The sequence below is a fragment of the Metamycoplasma auris 15026 genome (assembly GCF_000367765.1).
GTDB lineage: Bacteria > Bacillota_I > Bacilli_A > Mycoplasmatales > Metamycoplasmataceae > Metamycoplasma > Metamycoplasma auris_A.
In genome coordinates, this window is sequence record NZ_AORI01000001.1 from 71,185 (window position 1) to 97,341 (window position 26,157).

The 26,157-nt window shown below is 27.6% G+C and carries 23 protein-coding genes; 12 read left to right on the top strand and 11 right to left on the bottom strand.

Going from position 1 to position 26,157, the window contains the following annotated elements:
• Positions 1–13: 13 nt before the first annotated feature.
• Complete coding sequence (locus MAU_RS00290; protein WP_004423141.1) at positions 14–637, bottom strand: hypothetical protein; 624 nt, start codon at positions 635–637, stop codon at positions 14–16.
• A gap of 211 nt (positions 638–848) precedes the next feature.
• On the opposite strand from MAU_RS00290, the gene MAU_RS03600 reads away from it, so the two are divergent.
• Complete coding sequence (locus tag MAU_RS03600; protein ID WP_004423143.1) at positions 849–3,179, top strand: MAG6410 family transglutaminase-related lipoprotein; 2,331 nt, start codon at positions 849–851, stop codon at positions 3,177–3,179.
• 69 nt (positions 3,180–3,248) lie between these two features.
• Here MAU_RS03600 and MAU_RS00300 read toward each other — a convergent pair whose 3' ends face one another.
• Entirely contained in the window at positions 3,249–4,703 is a 1,455-nt protein-coding gene (locus MAU_RS00300; RefSeq protein ID WP_004423146.1) for a DUF1846 domain-containing protein, read from the bottom strand.
• A gap of 166 nt (positions 4,704–4,869) precedes the next feature.
• On the opposite strand from MAU_RS00300, the gene pyk reads away from it, so the two are divergent.
• Positions 4,870–6,291, top strand: a complete 1,422-nt coding sequence (pyk, locus tag MAU_RS00305; RefSeq protein WP_004423148.1) for a pyruvate kinase — start codon at positions 4,870–4,872, stop codon at positions 6,289–6,291.
• 138 nt (positions 6,292–6,429) lie between these two features.
• Here pyk and MAU_RS00310 read toward each other — a convergent pair whose 3' ends face one another.
• Positions 6,430–7,281: a leucine-rich repeat domain-containing protein gene (locus tag MAU_RS00310; RefSeq protein ID WP_004423151.1), complete on the bottom strand. Its 852-nt coding sequence runs from the start codon at positions 7,279–7,281 to the stop codon at positions 6,430–6,432.
• A 329-nt stretch (positions 7,282–7,610) separates the two neighbouring features.
• Here MAU_RS00310 and MAU_RS00315 point away from each other — a divergent pair, with 329 nt between their 5' ends.
• The 5 genes from MAU_RS00315 to gap all read left to right on the top strand — a co-directional run bounded on the left by MAU_RS00315 (position 7,611) and on the right by gap (position 12,539).
• Entirely contained in the window at positions 7,611–8,795 is a 1,185-nt protein-coding gene (locus MAU_RS00315; protein WP_004423153.1) for a phosphopentomutase, read from the top strand.
• An 83-nt stretch (positions 8,796–8,878) separates the two neighbouring features.
• The gene (proS, locus tag MAU_RS00320; protein ID WP_004423156.1) at positions 8,879–10,312 is read left to right on the top strand and encodes a proline--tRNA ligase; all 1,434 of its coding nucleotides are present in this window, start codon (positions 8,879–8,881) and stop codon (positions 10,310–10,312) included.
• Positions 10,313–10,334: 22 nt separating this feature from the next.
• Positions 10,335–10,640 (top strand): thioredoxin family protein, encoded by a 306-nt coding sequence (locus MAU_RS00325; protein ID WP_004423158.1) that lies wholly within the window; start codon positions 10,335–10,337, stop codon positions 10,638–10,640.
• Between the two features lie 10 nt (positions 10,641–10,650).
• Entirely contained in the window at positions 10,651–11,460 is an 810-nt protein-coding gene (locus MAU_RS00330) for a Cof-type HAD-IIB family hydrolase (RefSeq protein ID WP_004423161.1), read from the top strand.
• Between the two features lie 77 nt (positions 11,461–11,537).
• Complete coding sequence (gene gap / locus MAU_RS00335) at positions 11,538–12,539, top strand: type I glyceraldehyde-3-phosphate dehydrogenase (protein ID WP_004423164.1); 1,002 nt, start codon at positions 11,538–11,540, stop codon at positions 12,537–12,539.
• A 50-nt stretch (positions 12,540–12,589) separates the two neighbouring features.
• Here the strand turns inward: gap and lon are convergent, their stop codons facing one another.
• The 5 genes from lon to MAU_RS00360 all read right to left on the bottom strand — a co-directional run bounded on the left by lon (position 12,590) and on the right by MAU_RS00360 (position 18,995).
• Positions 12,590–15,100 (bottom strand): endopeptidase La, encoded by a 2,511-nt coding sequence (gene lon, locus MAU_RS00340; protein ID WP_004423166.1) that lies wholly within the window; start codon positions 15,098–15,100, stop codon positions 12,590–12,592.
• 75 nt (positions 15,101–15,175) lie between these two features.
• A complete protein-coding gene (gene grpE / locus MAU_RS00345) occupies positions 15,176–16,000 on the bottom strand; it encodes a nucleotide exchange factor GrpE (RefSeq protein WP_004423170.1) in 825 nt (274 codons plus the stop codon).
• Positions 16,000–16,992 carry a heat-inducible transcriptional repressor HrcA gene (gene hrcA / locus MAU_RS00350; protein WP_004423172.1) on the bottom strand — a complete coding sequence of 331 codons (993 nt, stop codon included), beginning with the start codon at positions 16,990–16,992 and terminating at the stop codon, positions 16,000–16,002. The genes grpE and hrcA overlap by 1 nt, the downstream gene beginning before the upstream one ends.
• 75 nt (positions 16,993–17,067) lie before the next feature.
• Positions 17,068–17,748, bottom strand: a complete 681-nt coding sequence (plsY, locus tag MAU_RS00355; protein ID WP_004423173.1) for a glycerol-3-phosphate 1-O-acyltransferase PlsY — start codon at positions 17,746–17,748, stop codon at positions 17,068–17,070.
• 152 nt (positions 17,749–17,900) lie between these two features.
• Positions 17,901–18,995 (bottom strand): alanine/ornithine racemase family PLP-dependent enzyme, encoded by a 1,095-nt coding sequence (locus MAU_RS00360; protein WP_338010094.1) that lies wholly within the window; start codon positions 18,993–18,995, stop codon positions 17,901–17,903.
• A 291-nt stretch (positions 18,996–19,286) separates the two neighbouring features.
• Here MAU_RS00360 and MAU_RS03605 point away from each other — a divergent pair, with 291 nt between their 5' ends.
• Both MAU_RS03605 and MAU_RS00365 read left to right on the top strand, forming a co-directional pair.
• Entirely contained in the window at positions 19,287–19,454 is a 168-nt protein-coding gene (locus tag MAU_RS03605) for a hypothetical protein (RefSeq protein WP_004423175.1), read from the top strand.
• A 58-nt stretch (positions 19,455–19,512) separates the two neighbouring features.
• Entirely contained in the window at positions 19,513–20,052 is a 540-nt protein-coding gene (locus tag MAU_RS00365; RefSeq protein ID WP_004423176.1) for a hypothetical protein, read from the top strand.
• 48 nt (positions 20,053–20,100) lie between these two features.
• On the opposite strand, the gene MAU_RS00370 is transcribed toward MAU_RS00365, so the two are convergent.
• From MAU_RS00370 to MAU_RS00380, 3 genes are read right to left on the bottom strand one after another with little or no spacing between them, the layout of a single operon-like run.
• A complete protein-coding gene (locus tag MAU_RS00370; protein WP_004423178.1) occupies positions 20,101–20,478 on the bottom strand; it encodes a hypothetical protein in 378 nt (125 codons plus the stop codon).
• Positions 20,469–21,860 carry a glutamate--tRNA ligase gene (gene gltX / locus MAU_RS00375; protein WP_004423181.1) on the bottom strand — a complete coding sequence of 464 codons (1,392 nt, stop codon included), beginning with the start codon at positions 21,858–21,860 and terminating at the stop codon, positions 20,469–20,471. Before gltX ends, MAU_RS00370 begins: the two co-directional genes overlap by 10 nt.
• 4 nt (positions 21,861–21,864) lie before the next feature.
• Positions 21,865–22,545 carry a hypothetical protein gene (locus tag MAU_RS00380; protein WP_004423184.1) on the bottom strand — a complete coding sequence of 227 codons (681 nt, stop codon included), beginning with the start codon at positions 22,543–22,545 and terminating at the stop codon, positions 21,865–21,867.
• A gap of 87 nt (positions 22,546–22,632) precedes the next feature.
• Here MAU_RS00380 and MAU_RS00385 point away from each other — a divergent pair, with 87 nt between their 5' ends.
• The 3 genes from MAU_RS00385 to era are packed head-to-tail and all read left to right on the top strand — an operon-like array spanning position 22,633 to position 26,041.
• Positions 22,633–24,645, top strand: coding sequence for an Mbov_0121 family peptidase domain-containing ABC transporter (locus MAU_RS00385; protein WP_004423187.1), 2,013 nt, complete (start codon positions 22,633–22,635; stop codon positions 24,643–24,645).
• 39 nt (positions 24,646–24,684) lie between these two features.
• Positions 24,685–25,137, top strand: coding sequence for an rRNA maturation RNase YbeY (gene ybeY, locus MAU_RS00390; protein WP_004423189.1), 453 nt, complete (start codon positions 24,685–24,687; stop codon positions 25,135–25,137).
• Positions 25,138–25,150: 13 nt separating this feature from the next.
• Positions 25,151–26,041: a GTPase Era gene (gene era, locus MAU_RS00395; RefSeq protein WP_004423193.1), complete on the top strand. Its 891-nt coding sequence runs from the start codon at positions 25,151–25,153 to the stop codon at positions 26,039–26,041.
• Positions 26,042–26,157 lie beyond the last annotated feature (116 nt).

Below are 26,157 nucleotides of genomic sequence, written 5' to 3' on the forward strand. Positions count from 1 at the left end.
GGAATGACTTTAATTATTGTTTACTTTTAGTAAAGGCTTCTTTAACAACTTTAAATGTTTCAATAAAGGATTCATCTTCATTTAAATCTTTTTTATCTTCTATAAATGGATAGAAATCAAGTAAATCTTTTAGTGGCCCAACTTCAACCTTATATTCTTTTAAGAAAGATTCATCTTTTAATTTGTCTTTATATTTATTTGATATATCATAAGCTTTTTTAAAATCACTTTTGAATTTAGCAAAAGTTTCTTTAGTCAAATTTAAACTGTTCAAGATGTCTAACATTGTTTTAATATCTTCTTTAGTAGAATCTCTCTTAGGTTCCTTTTCTTTAGGCTCTTCATTTTTTTTAGGCACTGATTGATTGCTGGACTGATCTGAATTCTTATTTGGTTTTACTTCATTCTTCTTATCTTCTTTAGGATTTTGATTTTTGGCAGTTTCTTTATTTAATTCAGATTTTTCTTTATTTATATTATTTTTATTTGAATCCTTATTATCTTTATTATATTCTTTGGTTTCATTGCTTTTTTCAATCTTTTTGTTTGCTTTTGTACAAGAAACAACTACAAGTGGCATTAATGCAGCTACTGCAACAAAACCTAAATAAATTAATGAATTTCTTTTAGTTTTCATAATTATTTTTTGCTTTCAACTTCTTTAAAATACTTGCAATTAGTATACAAAAAGATTGCACTAAAAAGTTTTTTATTGCAAAAATTATGCAAATTTAGTATACTTTTCTTTTTATTTTTATATTCATAATAAATGAAATGTTTAGTCTCAATTTTTTTAGTTCTAAGAAATCTTAGGTTACAATTTTTTTATATTATTTGGAGGTTTTTTTATGAAGAAAAAAAATATTTTTGGAATTCTTGCAGCAGCAAATGTTGTTGCTTTTAGTACTATTGCAATTAGTTGCATCACAAAACCTAATTCCTATATTAAAATCAACAACCCAAATGGTAACTATAATGCAAATATTGCTAATAGTGATGCCTATACAATTTATCCAGATATTAAGCCAAGTAAACCTGAAAGTAATATAAATAAAGAGCTATATAAGGATTTCAATACTCCTTCTAATAATTCTTCAAATACTCCAGTTGAGACTTTTTCTGAAAATTCAAATAATATTCCCAATAATACCCAACCAACTGAAACTCCAAATAATACTACAAATTCAAATTATTCTCCTAATAATCATTCAAATGTAGCACCAGATTTTGATCACAATAGAATAAGTGACATACCTGAATCATTTCTTAAGATAACAAATGCTTCCTATGACATTCAAAGCTTTGATAGAGATTATATTGATAGTGTGACTAAAGAATTTAAGCAAAAAAGTTTAGATGAAGAATCAATTAAAAAAATGATCTTAAATGATTTTCTTCCTATAAATTTCTATTCACATCCAAGATACAAATTACAAACTACAAGTTTATCAATAGGGACTAATGAAAAAGTAAAACTTTCATTGTTTGATACACAAACTAATTCAACAGTTACAGATAATGTCAACTGATACCAAAGATTAAGATATCCTAATACCGAAGTTATCAAAGGTGGTAGTGATAATGACAATACAAAATTCAAACTTGATTCTGATGGGACTATAACTGGTAAAGAACACAAAAATAATGACTATGGTACTACTCAAATTTGAGCCGAATATAAAGGATATTTGTATTCAACTTTCGTTGATGTAAAATCAGTTGAAAATACTAAAAAAGATAAAGAAGAAAAAGAAACTAGAGAAGAAGCTAAGAAAATTGTTAAAAATTGACACAATTTAACAGTCTTAGAAAAAATTACTGAAGCTTATAAATGAATAACAAAAAATGTTAGATATGATTATGACCTTAGTTTAGAAAATGTTTTACTTAATCAAACAGCATATTCTGCCTTAATAGATAAACATACTGTATGTACTGGTTATGCTAAAGGATTCAAAATGCTTTTAGATGAACTTGGAATTCAGAGTCGTTTAATTGATGGGCAAAGTAGTCGTGAAAATGCAGCAAGACATGTTTGAAACTTAGTAGAAGTTGATGGTGAATGATACCATTTAGACCCAACTTCTGACCGTGTTGAAAATAGACGTGGTGGAACTCCAATGACTGAAACTGAATTTAGATTCTTTATGAATACTAAAGATGATTTCGATAAGAATGATAAATTCAACCGTGATATTGGTAAACAAGGAACTCGTCTAAGAAATTACAAATATAAGGAAGCTTTTGTTAGCACAAAGGATGAAGTTCTAGCATTAGTAGACAATACCTTAGGGGAATTAACTAATGCTAAATCTAAGTCATTAACTTTAACATCAGATAATTTTGTAAATGTTGTTAATGCTTTTAAAGAAAGAGGTTTAGAACTTCAGTCTGCTCTTACATTAGCTAATAACAAAATTAATAAAAAAGTTATATATACATTTAATAATAAAGAAATTAATCTTCAAAATGTAAATGTTAATTTAGAACAATATAGCACTGATTCAACTTTAGCCATCAAAGTTAAATTTGATAAAAATGTTGAAGTAGGTGATTTAAAAGTTGGTAACTTCAATGTTGAAAATGCAATGATAAAAGAAGTTAAGAAAGTTGATGGTGGATATCTTTTATTACTTGACCACTTTAAAAACTTTGGTAACATTGAAGTTACTCTTAAATCAATTAAGAAAATGGGATTTAAATTCAATATAAAATCAAATAATAAATTTAATTTTAAAGTTGAAGCGCACACTAAACCAAATGCCACCTTAGAAGCTATATCACCTAACCAAGTTATTTTAAGAAATGTTTCAGCTGGTATGGAATTCAAAAGAAATCAAGGTACATGATATGAAATTCCTAACGATAATTTCTTAGTAAATAATGCAACCTTAGGAACAATTTCAGTTCGTTGAAAAAATAGCAATAAAGTTGATTCATATGTGCAAACTTTAAGTATTGATAGAGCAAGAGAAGTTGATAAACAAGTTAAACAAATTAACAACAATATGCTTATTGGACTTGATTCTTCAATGGAATATAAACTTAAAGATGCTAAAGAATGAACTAATGTAACAAGCCAAGTTATGTCTGATTTAACCAAAGGCATCTATCTAGTTAGAAGAAAAGCTCATGGCAACACTTTAGCTTCTGAAACTTCAGAAATAACAGTCCTTTAATTTCTTATAATAAACAAAAAGCAGAAAATGCATTGATTGCGTTTCCTGCTTTTTTTTACTGCTTTTAAATTATAAAATGGTTTCTTCAGTGAGTTGAATATCAATGTTTTTTAGTGTTTCGCGGTCTGAATCACTTGAGATTGAAGTACGATGTAAAAATAGTCCTGATAGATTTTTTAGTTGTAAATATGCTTGTTTTGCTACTGCTGAATTATTTGCACTAACTGACAATGCAAAAAGAGTTTCTTTTAAATCTAAACTTAGTTGGTTATAGTGTAAGGATTGTTTTAAATTTTGAACTAATTCAATAACAGAAGGTTCTAAGACATCAATTTTCTTATCAATCTTAGCAAAGTACTTTAAGGCATTAAGAACTGCTGCACTATTAGAATTTAGAAGATTTGATTCTTTACCAATAACAATATTATTTTCATCAATTTCAATTGCTGAACAAATAATATTGTTTGCAACACTAAATTCATTTGCTTTTTTAATTGATTTAATAAGATTAATATCAATATCGTTTTCTTTGATTATTTTAGCTAGTCTTGTTACATGAATTTTTGGACATTTATCTTGTTGATAATTGATATTTGTTTGGTAGTATCTTCTTATTATTTCTTTTTTAGAAGCATTTCTTACTACTTCATCATCAATGATACAGAAACCAGCCATATTTACTCCCATATCAGTAGGAGATTTATACATTGAAGTTTGATAAATAGTACTTAGTATTTTATTTAAAATAGGAAATGCTTCAAGATCCCGATTATAATTTGTTGCTTTAATTTTGTATGCTTTGTAATGATAATAATCTTCCATATTTAAATCATTTAAATCAACAGTAGCAGCTTCATAAGCTAAATTAATTGGATGCTTAACGTCTAAATTTCAGATAGGAAAAGTTTCAAATTTAGCATAACTTGATTTGATATTATGCTTATAATCATGGTATAGTTGTGACAATATTGCACTTAGTTTTCCCGAACCTGGTCCTGGTGCTGTGACAATTGCTAATTTCTTATTAATTTTGGTATATTCATTTTTACCAAAACCTTCATCAGAAACAATTAAATCAACGTCATTTGGATAGTTTTTTATCTTATATTGTCTAACTACTTTAATTTTTTTCTTATTTAACTTATTAATAAAAGCATTAATTTCATCGGAATTTTCAAATTGCGTAATAATAACGCTATTGATTTCAAGTCCATTTTTTTTAAACTTATTTATTAGTCTAAAAACATCTTCTTCATAAGTTAGATTAATATCAGATCTTACTTTTTTATTTTTGATATCCAAACTTGAAATGACAATAATCATCTCAAGTTCATCTTTTAGTTTTAAAAGCATATTGAATTTGGTGTTATGTTGAAAGCCAGGAAGTACTCTTGTAGCATGAAAATCATTGAATAATTTTCCACCAAATTCAATATACAACTTGCATCCAAATTTATTAATCCTATTTCTAATTGCTTCCGATTGCAAATCTATATATTTTTCATTATCAAAACCTTTAATCATAAATAAACACCACTTGAGCCTTAAATTATATTTTTAAATTATATTTAAATTAAATTGAAATTTATTAAAAGAAATTCCTTTATTTTTCTTAATAAAAACTAGCATTTTAATTTATTGTAAAATTTTTATATAATGCAAAAATATGAAGATTGAAAGGCAAAAAGAGATGAAATTTAATGAGCAAAGAACGAAGATTGTTGCAACAATTGGACCTGCTAGTGAAAGCTATGAAACAATGAAAGAATTGATTGAAGCTGGTGTGACAACAATTCGTGCTAATTTTTCCCATGGTAATAGAGAAGACCACCAACATAAATTTGATATTGCAAGAAAAATATCAAGTGAATTAGACCGTCCTATTTCTTTAATGTTAGATACAAAAGGCCCAGAAATTAGAGTTGGAAAAATGCAAAATGGCAGCTGCTTAATTCCTGCCAAACAACTTCTATCAATTAGAACTGATAAAGAATCATATGAAAATCTAATTGGTAACGAGAAGCAAATTACAGTTTCATACCGGATGGATTTAGATGTTAAAGAAGGCAATAAAGTATTATTGGATGATGGAAAACTAGTTACTATAGTTAAAAAAATTAAAGATGCAGAAATTATTGTTGAAACAATCAATTCACACATTCTAAAAACAAATAAGAGAGTTAATATTCCAGGTGTTGATTTTTCACTTCCTTTCTTAAGCCAAAAAGATATTGATGACATTGTTTGAGGAGCAAAATACAAAGTTGATTACATTGCTGCTTCTTTTGTGAATAATGCAAATCAAGTTAAAGAAATTAGAAAAATTCTTGATGAAAATAATGGGAAACATATTCAAATTATTTCTAAAATTGAATCCCAAACTGCAATTGATAACATTGAAGAAATAATTCGGGCATCAGATGGAATTATGATTGCCCGTGGTGATTTAGGTCTTGAAATTCCTTTCTATGATGTGCCATATTATGAAAAAAGAATTATTCGTTCAGCAAGAATGCAAGGTAAAGAAGTTATTGTTGCAACACAAATGCTTGATTCAATGGAAAATTCTCCAATGCCTACAAGAGCTGAAGTAACTGATGTTTATTATGCTGTTGAACTTGGTGCTGATGCTACAATGCTATCTGGCGAATCAGCAAGCGGTAAATATCCAGTGCAAGCAGTTAAAGTTATGTCTCAAATTGTTAAGAGAGCTGAAAAAGAATATTTCACTGAATTATTCTATGAAAAACAAATTCAAAAAGTTGCTAATGACCAAAGTTCCAGAATGCTTATTTCATACGAAGTTGCCTCAATTTTACAATCTGGAGAATACAAATACGCAATTGTTTTAAGTCATAGTGGAAAACTATTAAAAGAAGTCGCTAAATACCGTCCTAATGCGTATATTATTGGTGTAGTAAGCGATGATAAACTTGTTTGAAGTTATGGCGTTACTGCGGGAGTATTTTGTGAAAAACACTCCGAAGCAGTAAGAGGTTTAATCAAACACGACCATGAAGCTGGACGTCAAATTCTAGGTGCATATGGCGCTAGAAAAGGTGATAAATTCATCGTTGTTGATAGTTTAAATATCACAATGCATGAGTACTAAAAAAGAATTAAAAAAACTCCAAAACCTATGTTACTTACTTATTTAGGATTTGGAGTTTTTTATTATACCAATTTAATTAAATTTGAATACTAAAATGAGACTTATACATGTATTAGTATCAAAAAATAGTGTACAAATCTATCTAGTAATTTGGTAATTTAAATTACCTTTCTTTTCTTCTTTTTTGAAATGTTCTTTTAAACGGCTATCTTTGATTTCTAATTTAACAACTTTTTTATTATCTTGAGAGGATGGAATATAGAAAAATAGTTTTTCTGAAACACTACCAAATTTTAGATTTTCAGGCAAGGTTAGATTTTCAAACTTATTCATAGCCAAAGCTGATTCTTCAATTTCAATAATGTTACTTAAATCAATATTGCTCAATTCATTATTAGCAAAAACACCGCTGCTTAGTTTCTTAAGACTTTTTAGTTTATCTAAATTAACTGAAGTAATTCTATTATTTTCAAATGCATTTTTTCCAATGCTAATAATTGATTCAGGTAAATCTAAGGAAGCTATTTGATTATTTAAAAATGCACTATCTTTAATAGTAGTTAGATTGCTTGTTGTCTTATCAAATTTAACTTCTTTTAGACCTAAACCTTCAAACGCACCATTTTCAATACTTTTAATGCTACTTGGTAAAATAATTTTTTCAATATTAATAGTTCCAGTTGGACGGTCAAAAATTCCTTCTGGTAATGCAAATTGTGGGTTAGAAAAATTAGTTGAAGTATGTGTAAATAAAATTCTTAGTGCACTAGCAGAAAAAGCAGCTTGCGGAATACTTGTTAGATTTGTAGCTTTGCTTAAATCTAGTGTTTTAGTTTCCTTATTGTAATTTGTAATTCCACTGTTTCCTAAAACATAACTTTTTGCAAAGTCGTTAGCTTTTTCTCCCTTACCACATGATACAACAAAAGCAGAAGCTATGATTGGTGAAATTGAAGCGATTGATAATAATATTTTGTTTGAGTATTTCATAATTGCTATTTATTTTATCATAATTTAGCAACAAAAAATATCGAAGCTTAATTTAAAAATTAAGCCTTAATTAAGCATTATGATTTTTTCATTAAGTTAATAATAATTTCAAACCTAATTTAGTATAAAAAAACTAATTTTAAGGCTTAAAAAATCCTTTTAATTTCACTAATTCAATTTACTTAAGAAATATTGATTTTTCAGCCTTAAAAAACAAGATTTTTAGTGAAAAAAAATTAATAAATTAAGTTGAAAAATCAATAAAGGCTGACTTTATTTAAAAGCAATTTATAGTAATATAATAATTAATGTATATTAATGGAGAAAACATGAAATTCAAACGTATATTTTTTATTGTAACAGATGGATTAGGTATTGGACCTGAACCAAGACAAGAAGAATTTGGAGATAAGGGAGCAAATAGCTTACTACATGCCTCAGAAGCGCTTCCTTTAGAAATTCCAACATGAAAATCACTTGGAATTACTGAAATTGCAAAAGTTGCTGGACACAATGCAAGAGTTAAAAAACCTTTAGCTTATGTGGGAACTATTCATGAAATGTCAAATGGAAAAGACACCTTAACTGGACATTGAGAAATGATGGGAATTTATACAAAAACCCCTAACCCTCAATTTACAGAAAAAGGCTTTCCGGATGATTTAGTAGCTGAATTATCAAAAGCTTGAGATGGAAGAAAAATCATTGGTAACAGAAATGCTTCAGGAACAGTTATTTTAGCTGAACTTGGTCATCAACATATGGAAACTGGAGATATGATTATTTATACTTCTCCTGATTCAACCTTACAAATCATTGGTGATGAAAAGACATTAGGTGTTGAAAAATTAAATGCGTATGCTAAAAAAGCAAGGGAAATTTGTTCATCAAAACCTGAATGAAATGTTGCAAGAGTTATTTCAAGACCTTTTGTTTATGAAAATGGTAAATTTACAAGAACATTCAACCGCCATGACTTTGCTAACAAACCTACAGGCCACATTATCATGGAAGACCTACAAAAAGCTGGTATTGAAGTTGTTGCAGTTGGAAAAATCAATGATATTTTTACAGGAGTTGGAGTAGATAAAAACTACGGTCCTGCTTCCGATGATGAAAATATGGACATTGCAATTGATATTGCAGCATCAGATTCAAAAAACCAATTTATTTTTGTAAATCTAGTGCAATTTGATAGTCACTATGGACACCGTGAAGACCCTGTTGGATATAGTCAAAATGTTTCAAGATTAGATATTAAATTAGCCAAGTTAATCAATGCAATGAAAGAAGATGACTTACTAATTATGACTTCTGACCATGGTAATGACCCAACATTTGGCCCAGATCACACAAGAGAAGCACTACCTCTAACTATATTTTCTAAATCATTTAAGAGTCCAAAAGTTTTAGGTACTCTAAAAGGTTTAGGTACAGCAGGTAACATTGTTGCTAAAAACTTCGGAGTTCCACTTGTAGAAACTGGTGAAGATATTTTTGATATCCTAGTATAATTTAATTTATACTAAATTAAAGCAGGTAAAAAGGCCTGTTTTAATTTAGTTTAAAAATCAAAAAATCTATAAAATTATTAATTATGAAGAAACTAGAAAAAATTACAACACAAGAAGAAAATTTCGCCAAATGATATACAGATGTAATTCAAAATGGCGATTTGATGGCATACGGTTCTTCAAAAGGTTCAATTATTTTTAAACCTTTATCGTTTGGAATTTGAGACAATATTCGTCTAATTCTGGATAAAGAGTTTAAAAAAATTGGCGTTAAAAATGTCAATTTGCCGCTTCTAATTCCTGAAAGTTTGCTAAATAAAGAAAAGAATCATATCGAAGGTTTTAATCCTGAACTAGCAACAGTAACTGAAGTTGGTGGCAAAAAATTAGCTGAGAAATTTTTTATTCGGCCAACTAGTGAAGTTTTATTCGGTGACTTTTTTAAAAATGAAATTGAATCCTATAATGACTTACCTTTAATTTATAATCAATGAGTTAATGTTCTAAGATGAGAAAAAACAACTAATCCATTTTTGCGAACACGTGAATTTCTTTGACAAGAAGGTCATACAATTCATAACTCACAAAAAGAAGCTGAATTATTAACTACAAAAATGTTAGATATTTATACATCTTTCGTCCAAGATTATTTAGCGATTCCTGTTATTAAAGGACAAAAAACTGAGCATGAAAAGTTCGCTGGTGCAACATATACTTATACCATTGAAGCAATGATGAAAGATAAAAAAGCCTTGCAAGCAGGAACAAGTCATTATCTAGGTCAAAATTTCACAAAAGCATTTGATATTACATTCAAAAATAAAGAAAACAAACTTGAAAATCCTTATGGGACATCTTGAGGAGTTTCTACTAGATTACTAGGGGCATTAATTATGACACATGGTGATGACCGTGGCATAATTATTCCTCCTAAAATCGCTCCAGTGCAAGTTGATATTATTGAATTATTTGCAAACAAAGATCCTAGAGTAAAAGAAGTTTCTTTACAAATATCAAACTTATTAGAATCTAATGCAATATCAAATGAAATTGATAATAGCAACAAAAGTGCTGGTTTCAAAGCGGCCAATTCCGAAATTCATGGCACTCCATTAAGAATTGAAATAGGACCAAGAGATTTAGAATCTAATTGCGTAACCTTGGTTAGAAGAGATACTCTACAAAAATACCAAGTCACAATTTCTGATATCTTAGAAACTACTAAAAAACTACTAGAAGATATACAAAATAACTTATTTAATCAAGCTAAATTAAGACTTTTAGATAATATTAAAGTGGCTAATAACTACGATCAGTTTAAAGAAATCATTAATTCAGGATACTGAGCCATTGCAAAATTTTGCTGTGATGAAGCAGCTGAAGATGAAATTAAAAAGGAAACTGGCGCAACTTCTCGTTGTATGCCATTCAATTTAGATATTGAAATACAAAGTAATAATTGCTTTTATTCCAATAGAAAAACTGATAAAATTGTAATTTTTGCAAAATCTTATTAAGGTAATTTAAGGAGATAAACATATGTATAAAAAATTATTAAAAGAAGAATTAAATAACGCACATTTAAACGGAAAAGCAATCGTTGCTTTTAGAGCTACATGATGTGGTCCTTGCCAAATGATTGGTCCAGAATTACAACGTCTTGCAAATGAAAATGATGATATTAATGTGTTTGATTTCGATGTAGACCAAAATGTTGAATTCGCACGTGAAATGGGAGTTAGTGTAATTCCTTCATTATTCTATTATTTAGATGGTAAATTAGTAAATGCTACAAAAGGCTACTTACCAGTTGAAGAATTAAAGAAACAATTTATTCAAAAATAATAAATAAATTATGATTAATTTTAGACCAAAAGCCTATTTTACAGACTTAGATGGTACTTTATTAGATTTACCAAAAACAAAAGAAAAAATTAGTGAAAATAATTTGCAAATCTTAAAAGAAAAAAATGACTCTGGAATTCCTTTCATCATTGCCACTGGCCGTTATGCTTCTGATTTTGTTTTAGACTTAGCTAAAAAGACTAATTCTAAATATGTAATCTGCCAAAATGGTGGAATCATTGTCAATTCAGAAGGACAAATTATTGCCAAACATGAAATAAATAAAGATACAGTTATTGATATCTTGAATTTAATCAAACAAAAAAATTTGTTTTTCATTTTAAATAGTGGTAACACAATTTATGGCAATAAAACCAAATTGAAATTAATTAGACCATGAGTGCGAAGCATGACTCAGAAAAACTATGATGATTTAGAAATCATTACTGATTGCACTAAAATAATTGTTTTTGGTACAACTAAAAAAGGAATTAAAAAACTTAAAGAAGAATTAGAAAAAGAATTCAAAAACATTTCAATCTTTATTGTTTCAAAAGGATATGCAATTGAAATCAATGATATCAATGCAAGTAAAGGCAAAGCAATTGAATATGTTTCTAAATTACTTGATATAAATCCTAAAGAAGCAATTCATTTTGGAGATTCAGGCAATGATACATCCTCAATTCCCTATGTCGGAGCTTTTGTTGCAATGAAAAATGCCTTAAGAAATGTTAAAAGTCAAGCAGCATGAGTTGCTGGATCTTATAAAAATTCTGGTGTCTATAATGCTGTTAAAAAAATTGAAAATTCGAATTAATTAATTGGATATAATTTTTATGTATGTATTAATTTAAATCAAAGATTTAAGTTAATATAGTGCAAAAAAGGAGAGAAATGAAAACAAAAATAGCTATTAATGGCTTCGGTAGAATTGGCCGTTTAGTTTTTAGACAATTAATTAATGACAAAGACCTTGAAGTAGTTGCAATTAATGACTTAACTGATGCCAAAACATTAGCACATTTATTAAAATATGACACAGCACATGGAACCTTTGATTTTGAAATTAGCAGCAATGAAAAAGCAATCGTTGTTGATGGTAAAGAATATCTAATCTTTAGTGAAAAAGACCCTAAACAATTACCATGAAAAGAATTAGGCGTGGATATTGTTGTTGAAGGAACAGGAAGATTTTTAACAACTGAATTAGCTCAATTACACATTGATGCAGGAGCTAAAAAAGTTTTAATTACAGCCCCTTCAAAGAGTGCTGAAGTTAAAACAGTTGTTTATTCAGTTAATGAAGATACACTAACTAAAGATGACGTTATTGTTTCAGGAGCTTCATGTACAACTAACTGTTTAGCACCAGTTTTAAATGTTTTAGAAAAAGAATTTGGTATTGCTAAAGGTTACATGACAACAGTTCACTCATACACAGCAGACCAAAGACTACAAGATGCTCCTCACTCAGATTTAAGAAGAGCAAGAGCAGCAGCTTCCAATATGATTCCAACAACAACTGGGGCAGCAAAATCAATTGGTAAAGTTATTCCTTCCCTAAAAGGTAAAATGAATGGTATTGCTTTAAGAGTTCCTACCATTACTGGTTCTATTATCGATTTAACTGTCGAACTAAAGAAAGATACCACTGCACAAGAAATCAATGCAGCAATGAAAAAAGCAGCATCAGATTCTCTAAAATATACAGAAGACCCAATTGTATCAAGTGACGTTATTGGTTCAAGCGCTGGAGCAGTATTCGATTCCCAACTAACCCAAGTTCTAGAAGTAGATGGCAAGAAATTATATAAGGTTTATGCATGATATGACAATGAATCATCATTTGTCAGCCAATACATCAGAACTCTAAAGCACCTTGCAAGTCTAAAATAAAAATAAAACAAAAAATTAGCCTTTATTTAGAGGCTAATTTTTATTTGCATTTATTTAAAAAGTACATCAAAGATTTCTTCATAATATTTAACAGGTATGAATTCAACTTCTTTTTTAACTTCGTCAGGAACATCAATTAAATTTTTAGCATTATCATATGGAATAAAAATCTTTTTAATACCAAATTGTGCCGCAGCTAGGGATTTTTCTTTTAATCCTCCAATTGGCAGTACTTTTCCTCTTAGTGTAATTTCACCTGTCATTCCAACATTTGCTGGAACTGGTTTTTTAGATAGAGCACTAATTATTGAGGTTGTAAATGTTACCCCTGCAGATGGACCATCTTTTGGAATTGCTCCCGCTGGTACGTGAATATGAATTGATTTATTTTCAAAATCAAAATCAATTCCAAATTTTTCAGCATTTGCACGAACATAAGCAAGGGCAATTTGTGCTGATTCCTTCATGACATCTTTTAAATGCCCTGTTAGTTTTAGACCTTCTTTTCCTGGAAAAGTAGTCACTTCAATTGCTAGAGTAGAGCCACCAAAACTAGTATATGCTAGTCCATTAACAACACCTATTTGGTCTTTGTTTTCATTTTCATCTTCTTCGAATTTAATTGGGCCTAAGAAATCAATAATTACTTTTTCATCAACTACAAATTGGTCTGCAACTTCCTTATCTAAAATCTTTACTACAATCTTACGGGCAATACTATCTAATAAACGTTTTAATTCACGCACTCCGCTTTCTCTTGTATATGCATGAATTAGAAACTTAAATGCCTCATCTGAAATTTGCATTTGTGATTCATTAAGCGCATTTTGTTCTAATACTTTAGGCATTAAATGCGTTTTTGCAATTTCAATTTTTTCTGATGTTGTATATGTTGAAAGTTCAAGTAATTCAACTCTATCAATTAAGGCTGCAGGAATGCTATCATAATAGTTTGCAGTTGCTATGAATAAAACTTTTGATAAGTCATATTCTAAATCTAAGTAGTGATCTTGGAAGTTTGCATTTTGTTCAGGATCTAAAACTTCTAACATTGCACTTGTTGGATCACCTCTAAAATCAGAAGACATTTTATCAATTTCATCTAGTAAAATAACGGGGTTAGAAACTCCTGCTTTTTTAATTGCAGAAATAATTTTTCCAGGCATAGCTCCCACATAGGTTCTTCTGTGACCTCTAATTTCACTTTCATCCTTTACACCACCTAAAGAAACTTTAATGAACTTTCTTTGCAAGGCTTCTGCAATAGATTTAGCAAGTGTAGTTTTTCCTGTTCCAGGAGGACCAATTAAAGTAAGAATTGGAATGTTATTTACTGGATTATTTAGAGTATCACCAGTTTTGTGAACAAATAAATTCTTATCTACAAAATGTTCACTGTCATTTTTAATTGCAAGATATTCTTCGTTAGCATTTTTAGATTTTGTATGAGTTAAAACAGAAATAAATTCAAGAATTCTTTGTTTTGGTTTTTCTAAACCTGAATGATGTTTATCTAAAACTTTTCTAACATGATTTATATCAATTAATTCTTTGCTTACTTTTCTTCATGGCAACGCTAGAATTAAATCAATATAAGTTTTTGTAACGTTAGCTTCTGGACTAGATGCCATCATAGAAGCAAGTCTTGCTTGTTCAGCTTTTAATGCTTCTAGTACATAAGTAGGAAATCTTTTACTTTCTTCTGGATCTTTTTCAATATTTTCAGCATCATTACTTGCTTCATCACTAAGCATGGATCTTAGTTGTTTAATTTTTTCTCTAACTAAGAAATCTCTTTGAGAATTTTCCATTTCTTCATTCATTTTTTTGCTTAGTTCAAAATCAACATTGATTGCTTCAAATTTTCATGATAATCTTGAAACTATTTCATTAATTAAAGCATCATTTTTTAGTGGTAGAAGTTTTAATAAATCTTCTCTTGTTAAATGGCTTTTAATTATTTTTATAATTGTTCAAATTTGTTCATTTAGCTGAGGTTCTTTGTATTCTTTAATTTCTTCATTAATAATTTCATTTTTAATGAATTTTCTAAGAGTTTCAGCAACTGCAAAATCAAAAGTATTTGGACTAAAGAATTTATCTTCGCCTTTAGGAGCTGGTTTCTTAGCAATGAAATCATCTAGTTTTTTTAGTGATTTGTTTAAGTCTTCGATTGAAACTAAATTTTTAGTATTAATAATTGGTTCATATTCCATTAAAACTAAAGGGCTGTTTTGATTAGTTTCTTCTAAACGTATTAAATCAGTGATTTTAACAACTGATGCACAATTTAATTTCAAAGCATAAACGCCATTGTTTTCAAGCGGACTTTTTATTGATGCAACTACTCCATAATCTTCTAACATATCCTTGTTAGTTATTTCAGGTTCATTAGCAAAAGCATCCTTAATAAAAGCTATAACGATTTTATTTTTATATTGACTTTTATTTTCAATGCTTAAATTCATTGCTAAAACTGAATTAGGTTTTCCAACTCTAATTTGATCTGAATCATATGGCAGAAGAATTTGCTTTTTAATTGGTATAAAAGGTAATATCATTTTTCCTCTTTCAAATTTGTTTTTATTTTAGTTAATATCTTGCAATATTGTTAATTTTTAAGAAAAAAATAGGAATTATTTTGCAACAATAACTAGCGCTGGCTTAATTACACGATCATGTAGTTTATAACCAATATTTTTAATTTCAATAATTGTATCTTTTTCTAAGTCCGAAGTGACTAATTCATAAACCTGATGAATATTTGCATCAAACATATCACCAATATTTGGAATTATTTTTGTAAGTCCAGCATTGATTAAAACATCTTCAACTTGTTTGTAAAGCATACTAAATCCAACTATAAAATTATTTAAAACTGAATTATCAATTTTTTTGGCAGCATTGATTGCAATTTCAAAATTATTAAGTGGCAAAATCAGTTTTTCTAAAAATGATTGCAAAGCATACATTTTTGCTTCTTTGATTTGTATATCTTGGTGATCAGTTGCTTTTTGCTTATACTCATTGATTGCTTCTTGTGCTTTCTTTTGAATACTCATTACTTCATTTTTAAAGATATTAGCATCCAAAATTGCTTTTTGCTTTAAATTTTCAATTTCTTCATTTAGTTTCTTAATTTCATTTTCTTTAGTTTCAAGTTCACTTTGAATTTGTTTTAAATTATCTAATAAGAATTGATTTTTTTCAAGAATGCCTTTTTCTTTTGGACTTACTTTTCTTTTGGAAATTAATTTAAGCTTATAAACAATTTTTTTATTTTTTAAAACTCATTCAGATTCACTTTGTTTTTTACCATTACTAATAATTTCAAGAATTAATGGATCAATTTCATCATAATCATAAATATAAGAGAACTTTTTAATTTCTTCTTTTTGATTTGAATTATCTTTCTTTCTTAATTCAAACAAAAGATTTTCATATTTTTCAAAAATTTCCATTAGTTATCTCCTTTTTTAATTAGTATTGATAATAAATCAAGTGTTTCAAGGGATTCTTCAATATCAATATTTTTAGGCCCCATGATTGATATTTCTTTAATATTCTTATCATTTTCAAAATCAATTCTTTTACTAATAATATTTAGATTTTCTCTTGAGAAATCAAGTTTGATTTTGTTATCTTCATCTAAATTATTTTCAATTGTTGACCAAACGGAGTGTTTTTCAATTAGTTCAAGCAGCCCGACTAATTCTTCTCTAGAAATATTTTTTGATAAAATCATGGCATCTTTGTTATATGTTTTGTTTTGGGTTTTTTCTTCAAAAACAAAGATTGTTTTAATAAATCTTTCAAGAAGGCGTTCGTAGTTGCCAATTCTTTCTTTAAATAAAGGAAGGAGAGCTTTTGCTCTAGTAGCTAGTTCAATCATTGGTGTATCAATAAGACGTTCTTTAAATAATCGAATTGCAATTCTTAAATCATTAAGTTCAATGCCTTCTTCAAAATCAAAGAGTTTATTTTGCACATTTCCAGAACTAGTAACTATAACAATAACAGCAGATTGCATATCAAGGGGAGTTAGTTGAATACTTTTTAGTTTTTCATCCTTATTATTTGAAGTTGCAACAACAGTAAAATGCGCCATTTTGCTAATTAAATTTGCAGCTTCATCCAAAGTGGTATCAACACTCAATCTTTTTTTAATTAGAATATCATTAAGGCTTCGATTAAAAAATTTTTTTGGATTATAGGCAATATATTTTGTGTAATACTCAAGTCCAAAAGTTGTAGGAATTCTTCCGCCAGAAGTATGCGGTTTTTCTAAAAAACCTTGTTTTTCTAGCTCTGACATGATATTTCTAATTGTTGCTGATGATAAATCTAAATTTTTTGCTTCAACTAATTTTTTAGAACCAACCGGCTCGCCAGTTTCAAAAAAAGTTTCAACAATCATTTTAAAAATATCTAGATGACGACTTTTTAAATCCATAATTGAAATAATAAAATAACTCCTTTTAGTTTTATTATCTCAATAATTTTAGCACTAAATTAGCACTTTAACATTTTAATTGCTAAATTTCTTTAAATTCAGTTTTGATTCTTCTTTGTTAACTAATCTAATATAGTTAGGGATGTGCTTTAGAAGAATTATAATTGAAGCAAAAACTAAAATATAACTATGGGATCATAGTGGGATATCTCTATTAATAAATGAAAGCACTCAGGTATCATAGTAATATGGAATAAAACTTAAGAAAGCAAAAATTACAGCTGAAATAACAGAAGTTAGGGATACATATCTAATAATTAAAACTAAGGACAAATAAAATAAGGCTAGCATTAAAAAAGTAGTTAAGTCAAAAGCTAAGATCATGCCAAAAAATGTAGCTACACCCTTCCCACCCTTAAATTTAAAAAGACAAGGAATTATGTGTCCTATAAATGCTCCAAGTCCGCCAAAAAGTGGAATTATAAATTTAGTACCTGCATTATTTAAATAATTTTTAAATAAGAAAACAATCATAGTTGGTATAAATGCCTTCAAACAATCAAAAGCAAAAACTAAAATAGCAAACTTAATGCCAAATACTCTAAGAGCATTAGTTGACCCTGCGTTATGAGAACCATGCTGTCTAATATCTTTATTTCATTTTTTGGATATTAAAATACTTATATTAATTGATCCAATTAAATATGAAATAAGAAAAATGATTAAATTTATTCAGACATATTTTCAATCAAACATATAAAAATAATACATATTTTTATATAAAAAATATGGAATTTAAGAAATAAGAATGCATAAGGTATAAATACTTAACCTAAATAAAAAAGTGATTTTAAAAGTCTTAGTTTTAGCTTCTAAAATCACTTTTTTATTTTAAAAATTTAGTTTGTTTATTTCTTAAATTCTTTTTTTACATAATTTGAATTAAATAAATAAAGTAAACTGCCTCAGTCTAAATCAAAAGCAACTATGTCACCTGGTTTGTAAGTAATTTTGCTATCTTGGGCATTAATAATTAAATGATCAGAAGAGCCTCCTAAGATTTTTAGGTTTTTATCTCTTGGAAACATTGCATCAAACATTGTATCTAGTTTTCCAATTCCTAAAATTAGTCTTTTAATATCACCAATATCCTTAAAATATGGCACATGCCCAAAAGCATCAATCCCACAAGCTCCAACTGGTAGAGAGGACTTATAATCAACCTCAATTACTTCAGCTTCGCAATAAAAAGCATCACGATACATTCCATCTATAGTTAAGCGATACATATCTTCAGTGCCAAAAATCATTGCAAATCCCATTCTTAAGAAATTAATTTCTTTAGGCATTCTATTTTCTCAAACCATATGTAAACTTAAGGAATTTCCTCCTGACATGTGGCTTAATTTAATTTTTAATTCATCTTCAATTTCATGTTGTAATGCAACAAATTGAGCCATAAGTTCATTTGAAGGAATTCTTGCACCATAACATCCAAAATTGCAACCTAAACCAATTAGTTTAACCCCTTGTAGTTCATTTATTTGTTTTGTTATTTGCAGCGTTTCTTCTGGTAGATAACCTTCTCTTCTATCTCCTAAATCAACCATTAAAATAATTTCATGTGGTTTAAGATTTCTAGAAATAACATATTCACTAATTTTCTTAATAACATTAATATCCCCTTGCAACGATGAATCACATAGTTCAAGCATCCTTGGAATTTCAGAAATCATAGGAATTCTTAGAAGCTGCTTGTGACCTGGTATATCTTTATAAACTTCAAAATTATCCAGTCTTGAATCACCAAAATATCTAATTCCAGCTTCATAGTATAGTTCCACCATTCTTTTATTGCCACAAAATCCTTTAGTAACAGCTAAAACTTCGATACCTTTTTTACTACAGATTTCAATTGCTTTTTTAACATTGTTTATAAACTTCTTTTCATCAATAACAATTTTTAGGAAAACTCATATATGCCTTCTTTTTTTAATAATTAATTTAGTTTAGTTTTCTATAAATTAATTATATTTGATATTTACAACCCTATTGATAATGATTATTTTTTAGCATTCAAAAAACTTCATTTTTATTTTTTTATTGCCTAAAAAATAAATAAAAACAGATTGAAATTCAATCATTATTTCCAATGAATTTAAATCTTTTTCAATACTTTATTCAATCATTTATTGAATTATTTACTTATAATTCTTGGTTTAAATAAGATCTATAGGTCAATTATTGAAATTAGATCTTAAATACCTAAAAACTAAAATTTAATAGGAGATAAAATGATTAAGAAAATTGCATTACTACTAAGTTCATTTGTAACAATTAGTCCAACATTGATTGCTGCATCATGTCAAAATAGCAATAATGCCAATGTTGACAAATCAAATGATCCTAAAGAAAATAAATCAGAAAAAACTGCCAATGAAAAAGATACAAAGCAAAATTAAGGTGGTGTGTATACAACTCCAAAGTCAACTCCTGAAGGAATAATACCTGAAAAGGAAAATGAAAATGAAACTAATAGGGGGGGGGGTTGAGAGTCAACCATCTACTCCTAATTTAGGTGGTGAAGCTGAGTCAGAAAACTCATTAGGTGATTCTTCTTCAGGTATTGAAACTCCTGAAGAAAATAAACAAGAAGAACCACAAACTCAAGGTGATTCTTCAAATGAAATTACCAATGAATTACCGAATGAAAATGAAAAAATCCATAAGGAAAATGAAGATTTTTTCAATAAAATAAAGAAATACAATAAAGAAAAAAACGAAGCCTGAAAGGGTAAACAAGGTTCTTTAGGTCATAAGTTTGAAGACCACATTCGTAACTATGTTGATCTTGTTGGTTTTTCATCCCGTTTATTTGAAATTGTAGGTGACATAGCTGACTATAGCACATATTCAGAGTACAGACAAAAAGAAAACTATACCGATTCAGAAGCTAAAAAAGATAATTCCAACTGAGCTGAAATAGTTAAAAACTATGAAAAAATAATGGATCCTTATATTCCTAAACTAAAAGAATTCGTTGAAAAAAACATTAAGTAATTTTCTTGATCAGTTAAGAAAAAATCTAGGTCTAAAAAACCTAGATTTTTAATTGATAAAAATTAATTTTGCTGTATTTCTTACAATAATATTTTTATTTTGTAATAAGTCATAAGTAAAAGAAATCTCTTCTTTGCTAATTATTACTTTAATTAAATATACTTCTAAAAAAATTCAATCTTTTTCTGAAATATTTAGTTTATTTTCAACATATTGATTTTTTTTCATACTTAGACTTTGGGCTGCATAACTAATATTAATTTCATCATCACTAACATCTAGTACACAATGCATTCCTTTTTTATCATCAAATTCAATATGACTGAATTTGCCTTTTTCTTCTTCTAAAAAATCTACGTATTCTGTTTCAATGACTTTTTCTTCATAAGTGCTAAATGAAGAAATTAAAACGTATTTTAATTTCATTTTGAAAGTCTTTCAAAAATGATTTCTTTGCCAAATAAAAAGATTGCTTTTGCTAATTCGGGCCCATGTTCTTCAAGAGTAGAAGCAATTCTTATTGGCATAAATAAATCCTTACCTTTTAGATTTAGTTTTTGCTTTGTTTTTTCAATTGCTAACTGAATGTTTTCAATGCTAAAACTTCCTTCTTTTAAATAACTAAAAAATGTTTGAACTACTTCTAAGTTAGGTATTTCTAAATTAGTTTCTTTTTTTGGAGAAGTATATATTAAAAGGTTATTTTTAATTTCATTGATAGTTGCAGCTGATTGCTTATAAGTATCGACAAATAACTCATTTCATTCTGCTGAAAAAGGTGAATTAATTTGGCTAATTATTTCTTGGTTATCTGTTTTTTTCATATATTGTTTTGAGAATCATTCCATTTTTACAATATCAAATTTTGAAGGAGATTTTGAAAGTCTTTCATAATCAAAATTCTCAATTAATTCAGCATGACTCATAATCTCTTTACTATCTTTAGAAGTCCAACCTAAAAGCGATAAGAAATTAAAGATAGCATGTGGTTGGTAACCTTCATTTTTGTAGTCTTCAATAAATTGTTTAAGAGTCTTATCTCTTTTAGAAAGTTTTTTACCTTCCATATTTGTAATGATAGTTAGATGTCCAAAAATTGGCATATCCCAATTTAAAGCTTCATAAATAGCTAGTTGTTTAGGAGTATTTGTTATATGTTCTTCACCTCTTAAAACATGAGTTATTTCCATCATATGATCATCAACTACGACAGCAAAATTATATGTAGGATATCCATCACTTTTCATGATAACAAAATCCCCAATATCATCACTATTAACTTCAATTTTGCCACGCACTAGATCATTCCAAGCATAAACGACATTCTTTTTTAATCTTAAACGAATGGAGTATTGATTGTTATCATCTCTTTTTTTTCTTTCTTCATCTGAGATTTTTAGTCAATTTTCATCATATCTAAATGAGGCAATTTTGGCTTCTTCTTGTTCTTTTCTTTGCAACTCAAGTTCTTCAGGTGTGTCATAAGCTTTGTAAGCTAAATTTTTTGCTAGTAATTTATTAATCACTTTTTGATAAATATCAAGTCTTTCGGATTGCCGATAGAAACCATATTTTTTATTTGGATTAAGAGGACTTTCATCTGGAATTATACCAAGTCATGCAAGATTATCTAGTTGGCTTTTTTCACCACCTTCAACGTTTCTTGCTACGTCTGTATCTTCTAATCTAAAAACAAAATCACCTTTGAAATGCTTAGCAAATAAATAATTAAATAACGCCGTTCTAGCGCCTCCTATATGCAAATAACCTGTGGGACTTGGGGCATATCTTGTTCTAACTGTTTTCATAAATTTATTCCTTATCAAAAACTAAAACGACTGGTTCTGTAATATTTTTTCAAGTTTCTTGACTAATAATACCTTTTACAAAAGGTCATGGTGCTTCTTCTTTTCTATCAGCACTATATGGCACATTTAAATGCGCAGCAGCAGGACTTACAATATCTCTTACTCAATTTGGCGCTGCTTCATTGGATTTTTCAATTCAATATAAAACAATGTAAACTGCTTTAGGATTATTTTTGTAATCTGTATATTTTTTTCTTGTTGCAACTCCTGGAATATTTGTCACTAATTCAGGATATTTAAATGAATAGATACGATAACTGTGTGGTGCAGTTAAATTATTAAACTTAAGAAATTCAAAATTTCCTTTGATTTTAGGTTTATGTTCTTGGTTATGTTTATTATTCAACACATTTGGATTATTATCTTTAAAAATACTATAAAAAGGATCAGAAGGATCAATTGGGTTAAAAACTCCAGAGCGATTTGTGTTATAAAATTCCGAAGCGCTGCCTTTAATAATTCTTTCATTATTTTCATTTATATAGCTATATTTGCTATCTTCTTTAATGGAAATTGTTGGGCGATCATATCCACAAGTTGCAGCTAAAACTAAGGGAGATAAAGTTGCAGTAACTGCTCCTAAAAAAGGTAAACAAAGTGATAATTTTTTATATTTGTTATTCATAACAAATAATTTTAAACAAAATAATGTTTTTCGCTTTTTTTTCGCTAATTATCTAGTTTAGCTGCTTTTGTGTTTCACAATTAGATTATGCAAATACGAATTCAAGAAGACATTAAAGATTGCGGACTTTATGCCTTGCAAGCAGTATACAAATTTTATTGAAAAAAATGGCTTGATATCAATAAATTAAAATACCTGTGTCCTTACTCACAAAATGGCATATCAATTGCAGATTTGATTGAAAGTGCAGAGCAACTTTCAATTGAAATTGAGCCATATAAGATTGCTTTTGATGAACTTATTTCAATGCAAATTACAAGCCCTTGTATTTCAATTATCAAGATTGATAATTTTATGCATTATATTATTATAAAAAATATTAAAAATGGCTACGTAGAAACCTATGATTCAGTTAATGGCAAAAGAAAAATTAAACTCACTATTTTTAAAGAAATGTATACCAATATCATTCTTTTTACTAAAAAGAAAAAAGAAAAGAAATCCAATAAAGAATTTATTGAAAAATTTCGTCTTCCTTTCAAAATTTATTTTGGTTTTATTTTCTTTTTAATCCTTCTTAGTTTAATCATTGTTTCACTGAATTTCTTTTTATCATTTATCAATAAGTTTATTTTTCTATACATTCAAAGTTTTGCATGAAACAATGCTTTAAAAAGTATTCTTTTTTTATTTTGAATATCTATTGCTTCAGTAATAGCTAATTTAGTAAGTGCTTTGTTTTTAAATTTTTTAAGGATAAATATTGCTAAAAAAATAAAAAATAATTTTATTTCAAAATTAGAAACTGGTAACTACAACCAAATAACTAAGATTGAACAAAACGAAATTATTTTAAGGTATTTATCAATCAATATGATTTCTAATTTTTATGCTTCAATTTTAATCTTTTGGCCTACGCTTATTTTTACATTATCTTTCTTAATTCCGCTTATTTTCTATGTGAATTTGCATTCAATAATAATTATTTTTAGTAGTAATTTAATAAAGGTGCTATTAACTTACTTAATTAATTCAAGAATATATCTAGCCTCAAAAAAATTGATTACTACTAATCTTAATGAAATAAATGAATTAAGTTTTTTAGCCAAAAACTATGAGCCTTATGGGAAAGAAGTTTGGAAAAATGTTTCCTTGTTTAACTATTATGACACACTCAATCTTAATGCTTCAATTGAAAAAACAATTAATAAACTAAATGCCTTAAAAAACTCATTATATTCATTTTTTACAATTATTAGTAATAGTCTTATATTTTTAATTTTTATCAATATTAAAAATAGCAATATCTCAGATCTTCTTTTTATATTCCAATTGCAATCACTTTTGAATGAGCCTCTTAACAATTTTCAAACATTTTTAACAGAAAAAAAGATTAATAGAATCAACATTGAACGTCTCTTTTTTATTCTGAATATTCCAAGCAATCAAAATATTGAAAAAGTGTCTTTAAATGAAGAAATAAAAATGATAGAAATTAAGAATTTAAACTTTGGTTATTCATCTAAAAAAATTATTTCAAATATGAATTTAAATATTGATTCAAACTATGTTCTTGAAGGAAAAAATGGATCTGGAAAAACGACATTTTTAAAAATTCTTTCTGGTTTATTTTTTGATTTAAATAATAGTGTTTTAATTAATCAAATTCCGATTGAAAAGATCGATAAAGATTGAATTGCAAATAACATTTTTATGATTGACAAAGATAATAATTTTCCTAATGTTGATTTATATACTTATTTGTTTTTTGAAATACCTGAACAACAAAAAAATGAAATACTAAAAAACAAAGAATTTATTAGTCTTTTAGAGAATTTAAATCTTGATTTATTTGCAAATTTATTTATGTTAAAAAACAAACTTTCCATGGGACAAATTCAAATAATAAAATTGCTTCCTTTGATGATTAGAAAATTTCAATTAATTTTACTCGATGAGTCATTAGAATTTATTGCAAACAATCTTCTTGAAAAAATAAGAAATTTAATTTTAAAAAAACAAAAGACTTCAATATTTATTGAAGTAAGTCATACAAATAGATTCATCACAAAAGACCACAAAATTTATAAGTTTTTATAAATATTTAATATTTTTTTTCATTAATTTATAATTATGCGTATGAATAATTTGAATATAAAAAATTGCAGTCTTTTTGCATTTAAATTTAAGGAAGATTTTTTAACTATTTTAGCTGAGTCAAAGAGGGAATTTAATGCCCCCAAGGACATATCAGTTGACTTATTATTTGTAACTAAATGTAAGATGAAAAAACTTAATTTCTTACACCGCCAAAAAAACTATACAACTGATATTTTAAGCTTTCCCTTAGAAGCACAAAAAGAACTCGATTTTTTAGAATTATTGGAACTTGGACAAATCATAATTTCACCTTGAAAAATAATTAAACAAGCTAAAGAATTTAATCATAGTTTAAGAAGAGAATTTTGTTATATTTTTGCCCATGGAATTGCACATTTATTTGGCTTCGATCACCAAACAGAAGAAGAAGCTAAAATAATGAACCAACATGTAGAAAATATAATGCAAAGATTAAATATTACAAGATATTAAAGTGAGGTTAAATATGAAAAAAGTTTGCTATGTTGGCCTTATTGGCAGACCTAACGTAGGCAAAAGTACATTATTAAACAATATATTGAATTTCGATTTATCAATTGTTACTAATCTAGCACAAACAACTAGAGATAATATCAAGGGTATTTATAATGACCATGATAGTCAACTTATCTTCATTGATACACCAGGAATTCACAAAGCTGAATTTCTATTATCTGAAAAATTAAATGAAAAAAGTTATAAAACACTTAAAGATGTTGATGTTGTTTTATTTGTTACTGCTGCAAATGAAAAATTAGGCACTGGCGACAAATACGTAATTAATAAAATTAAAGAAACAACAGATGCAAAATTAGTTGCTGTTATAACTAAAATTGATTTAATAGATAAAAAAGAACTACTAGATGAAAAAGCAGCTCAACTAAAAGAGCTTGGTTTTTTAAGTGTATTAGGTGTTGGCTTAGGATACAAACAAACTTATTATGATTTGGTGGATGAAATTAAAAGTTTTGCTTATCCTTCAGAATTAATTTATGAAGAAGACCAATATAGCGATGTCTCATTGCGTTTTATGGCAAAAGAAATCATTAGAGAAGCTGCAATCAATAATCTATATCACGAAGTTCCTCACTCAGTTGCAATCACAATTGATGAGTTTATTGAAAACGAAAATGATGATAGCGTGCCATATAAAATCTATGCTACTATTTTTGTTAAAAGTGAATCACAAAAAGGTATTCTTATTGGAAAAGGTGGTTCAAAAATAAAAACAATTTCTATGTCTGCAAGACAAAGAATGATTAGCGTTTTTCAACACCCAATCATATTACTTGTAAAAGTTAAAGTCGATGAGAACTGAGTTGATGATGAACAAAAAATTAAAAACGCAGGTTATTAGATGAAAAATCTTTTTTTAACTCATCGGATTAAATTAATTCTCCTCTCGATTTTATTTTCTATTTTATTTATTTTGTTTTTTGTCATTCTTTTTGTTAAATTAAGTAACCCATACAA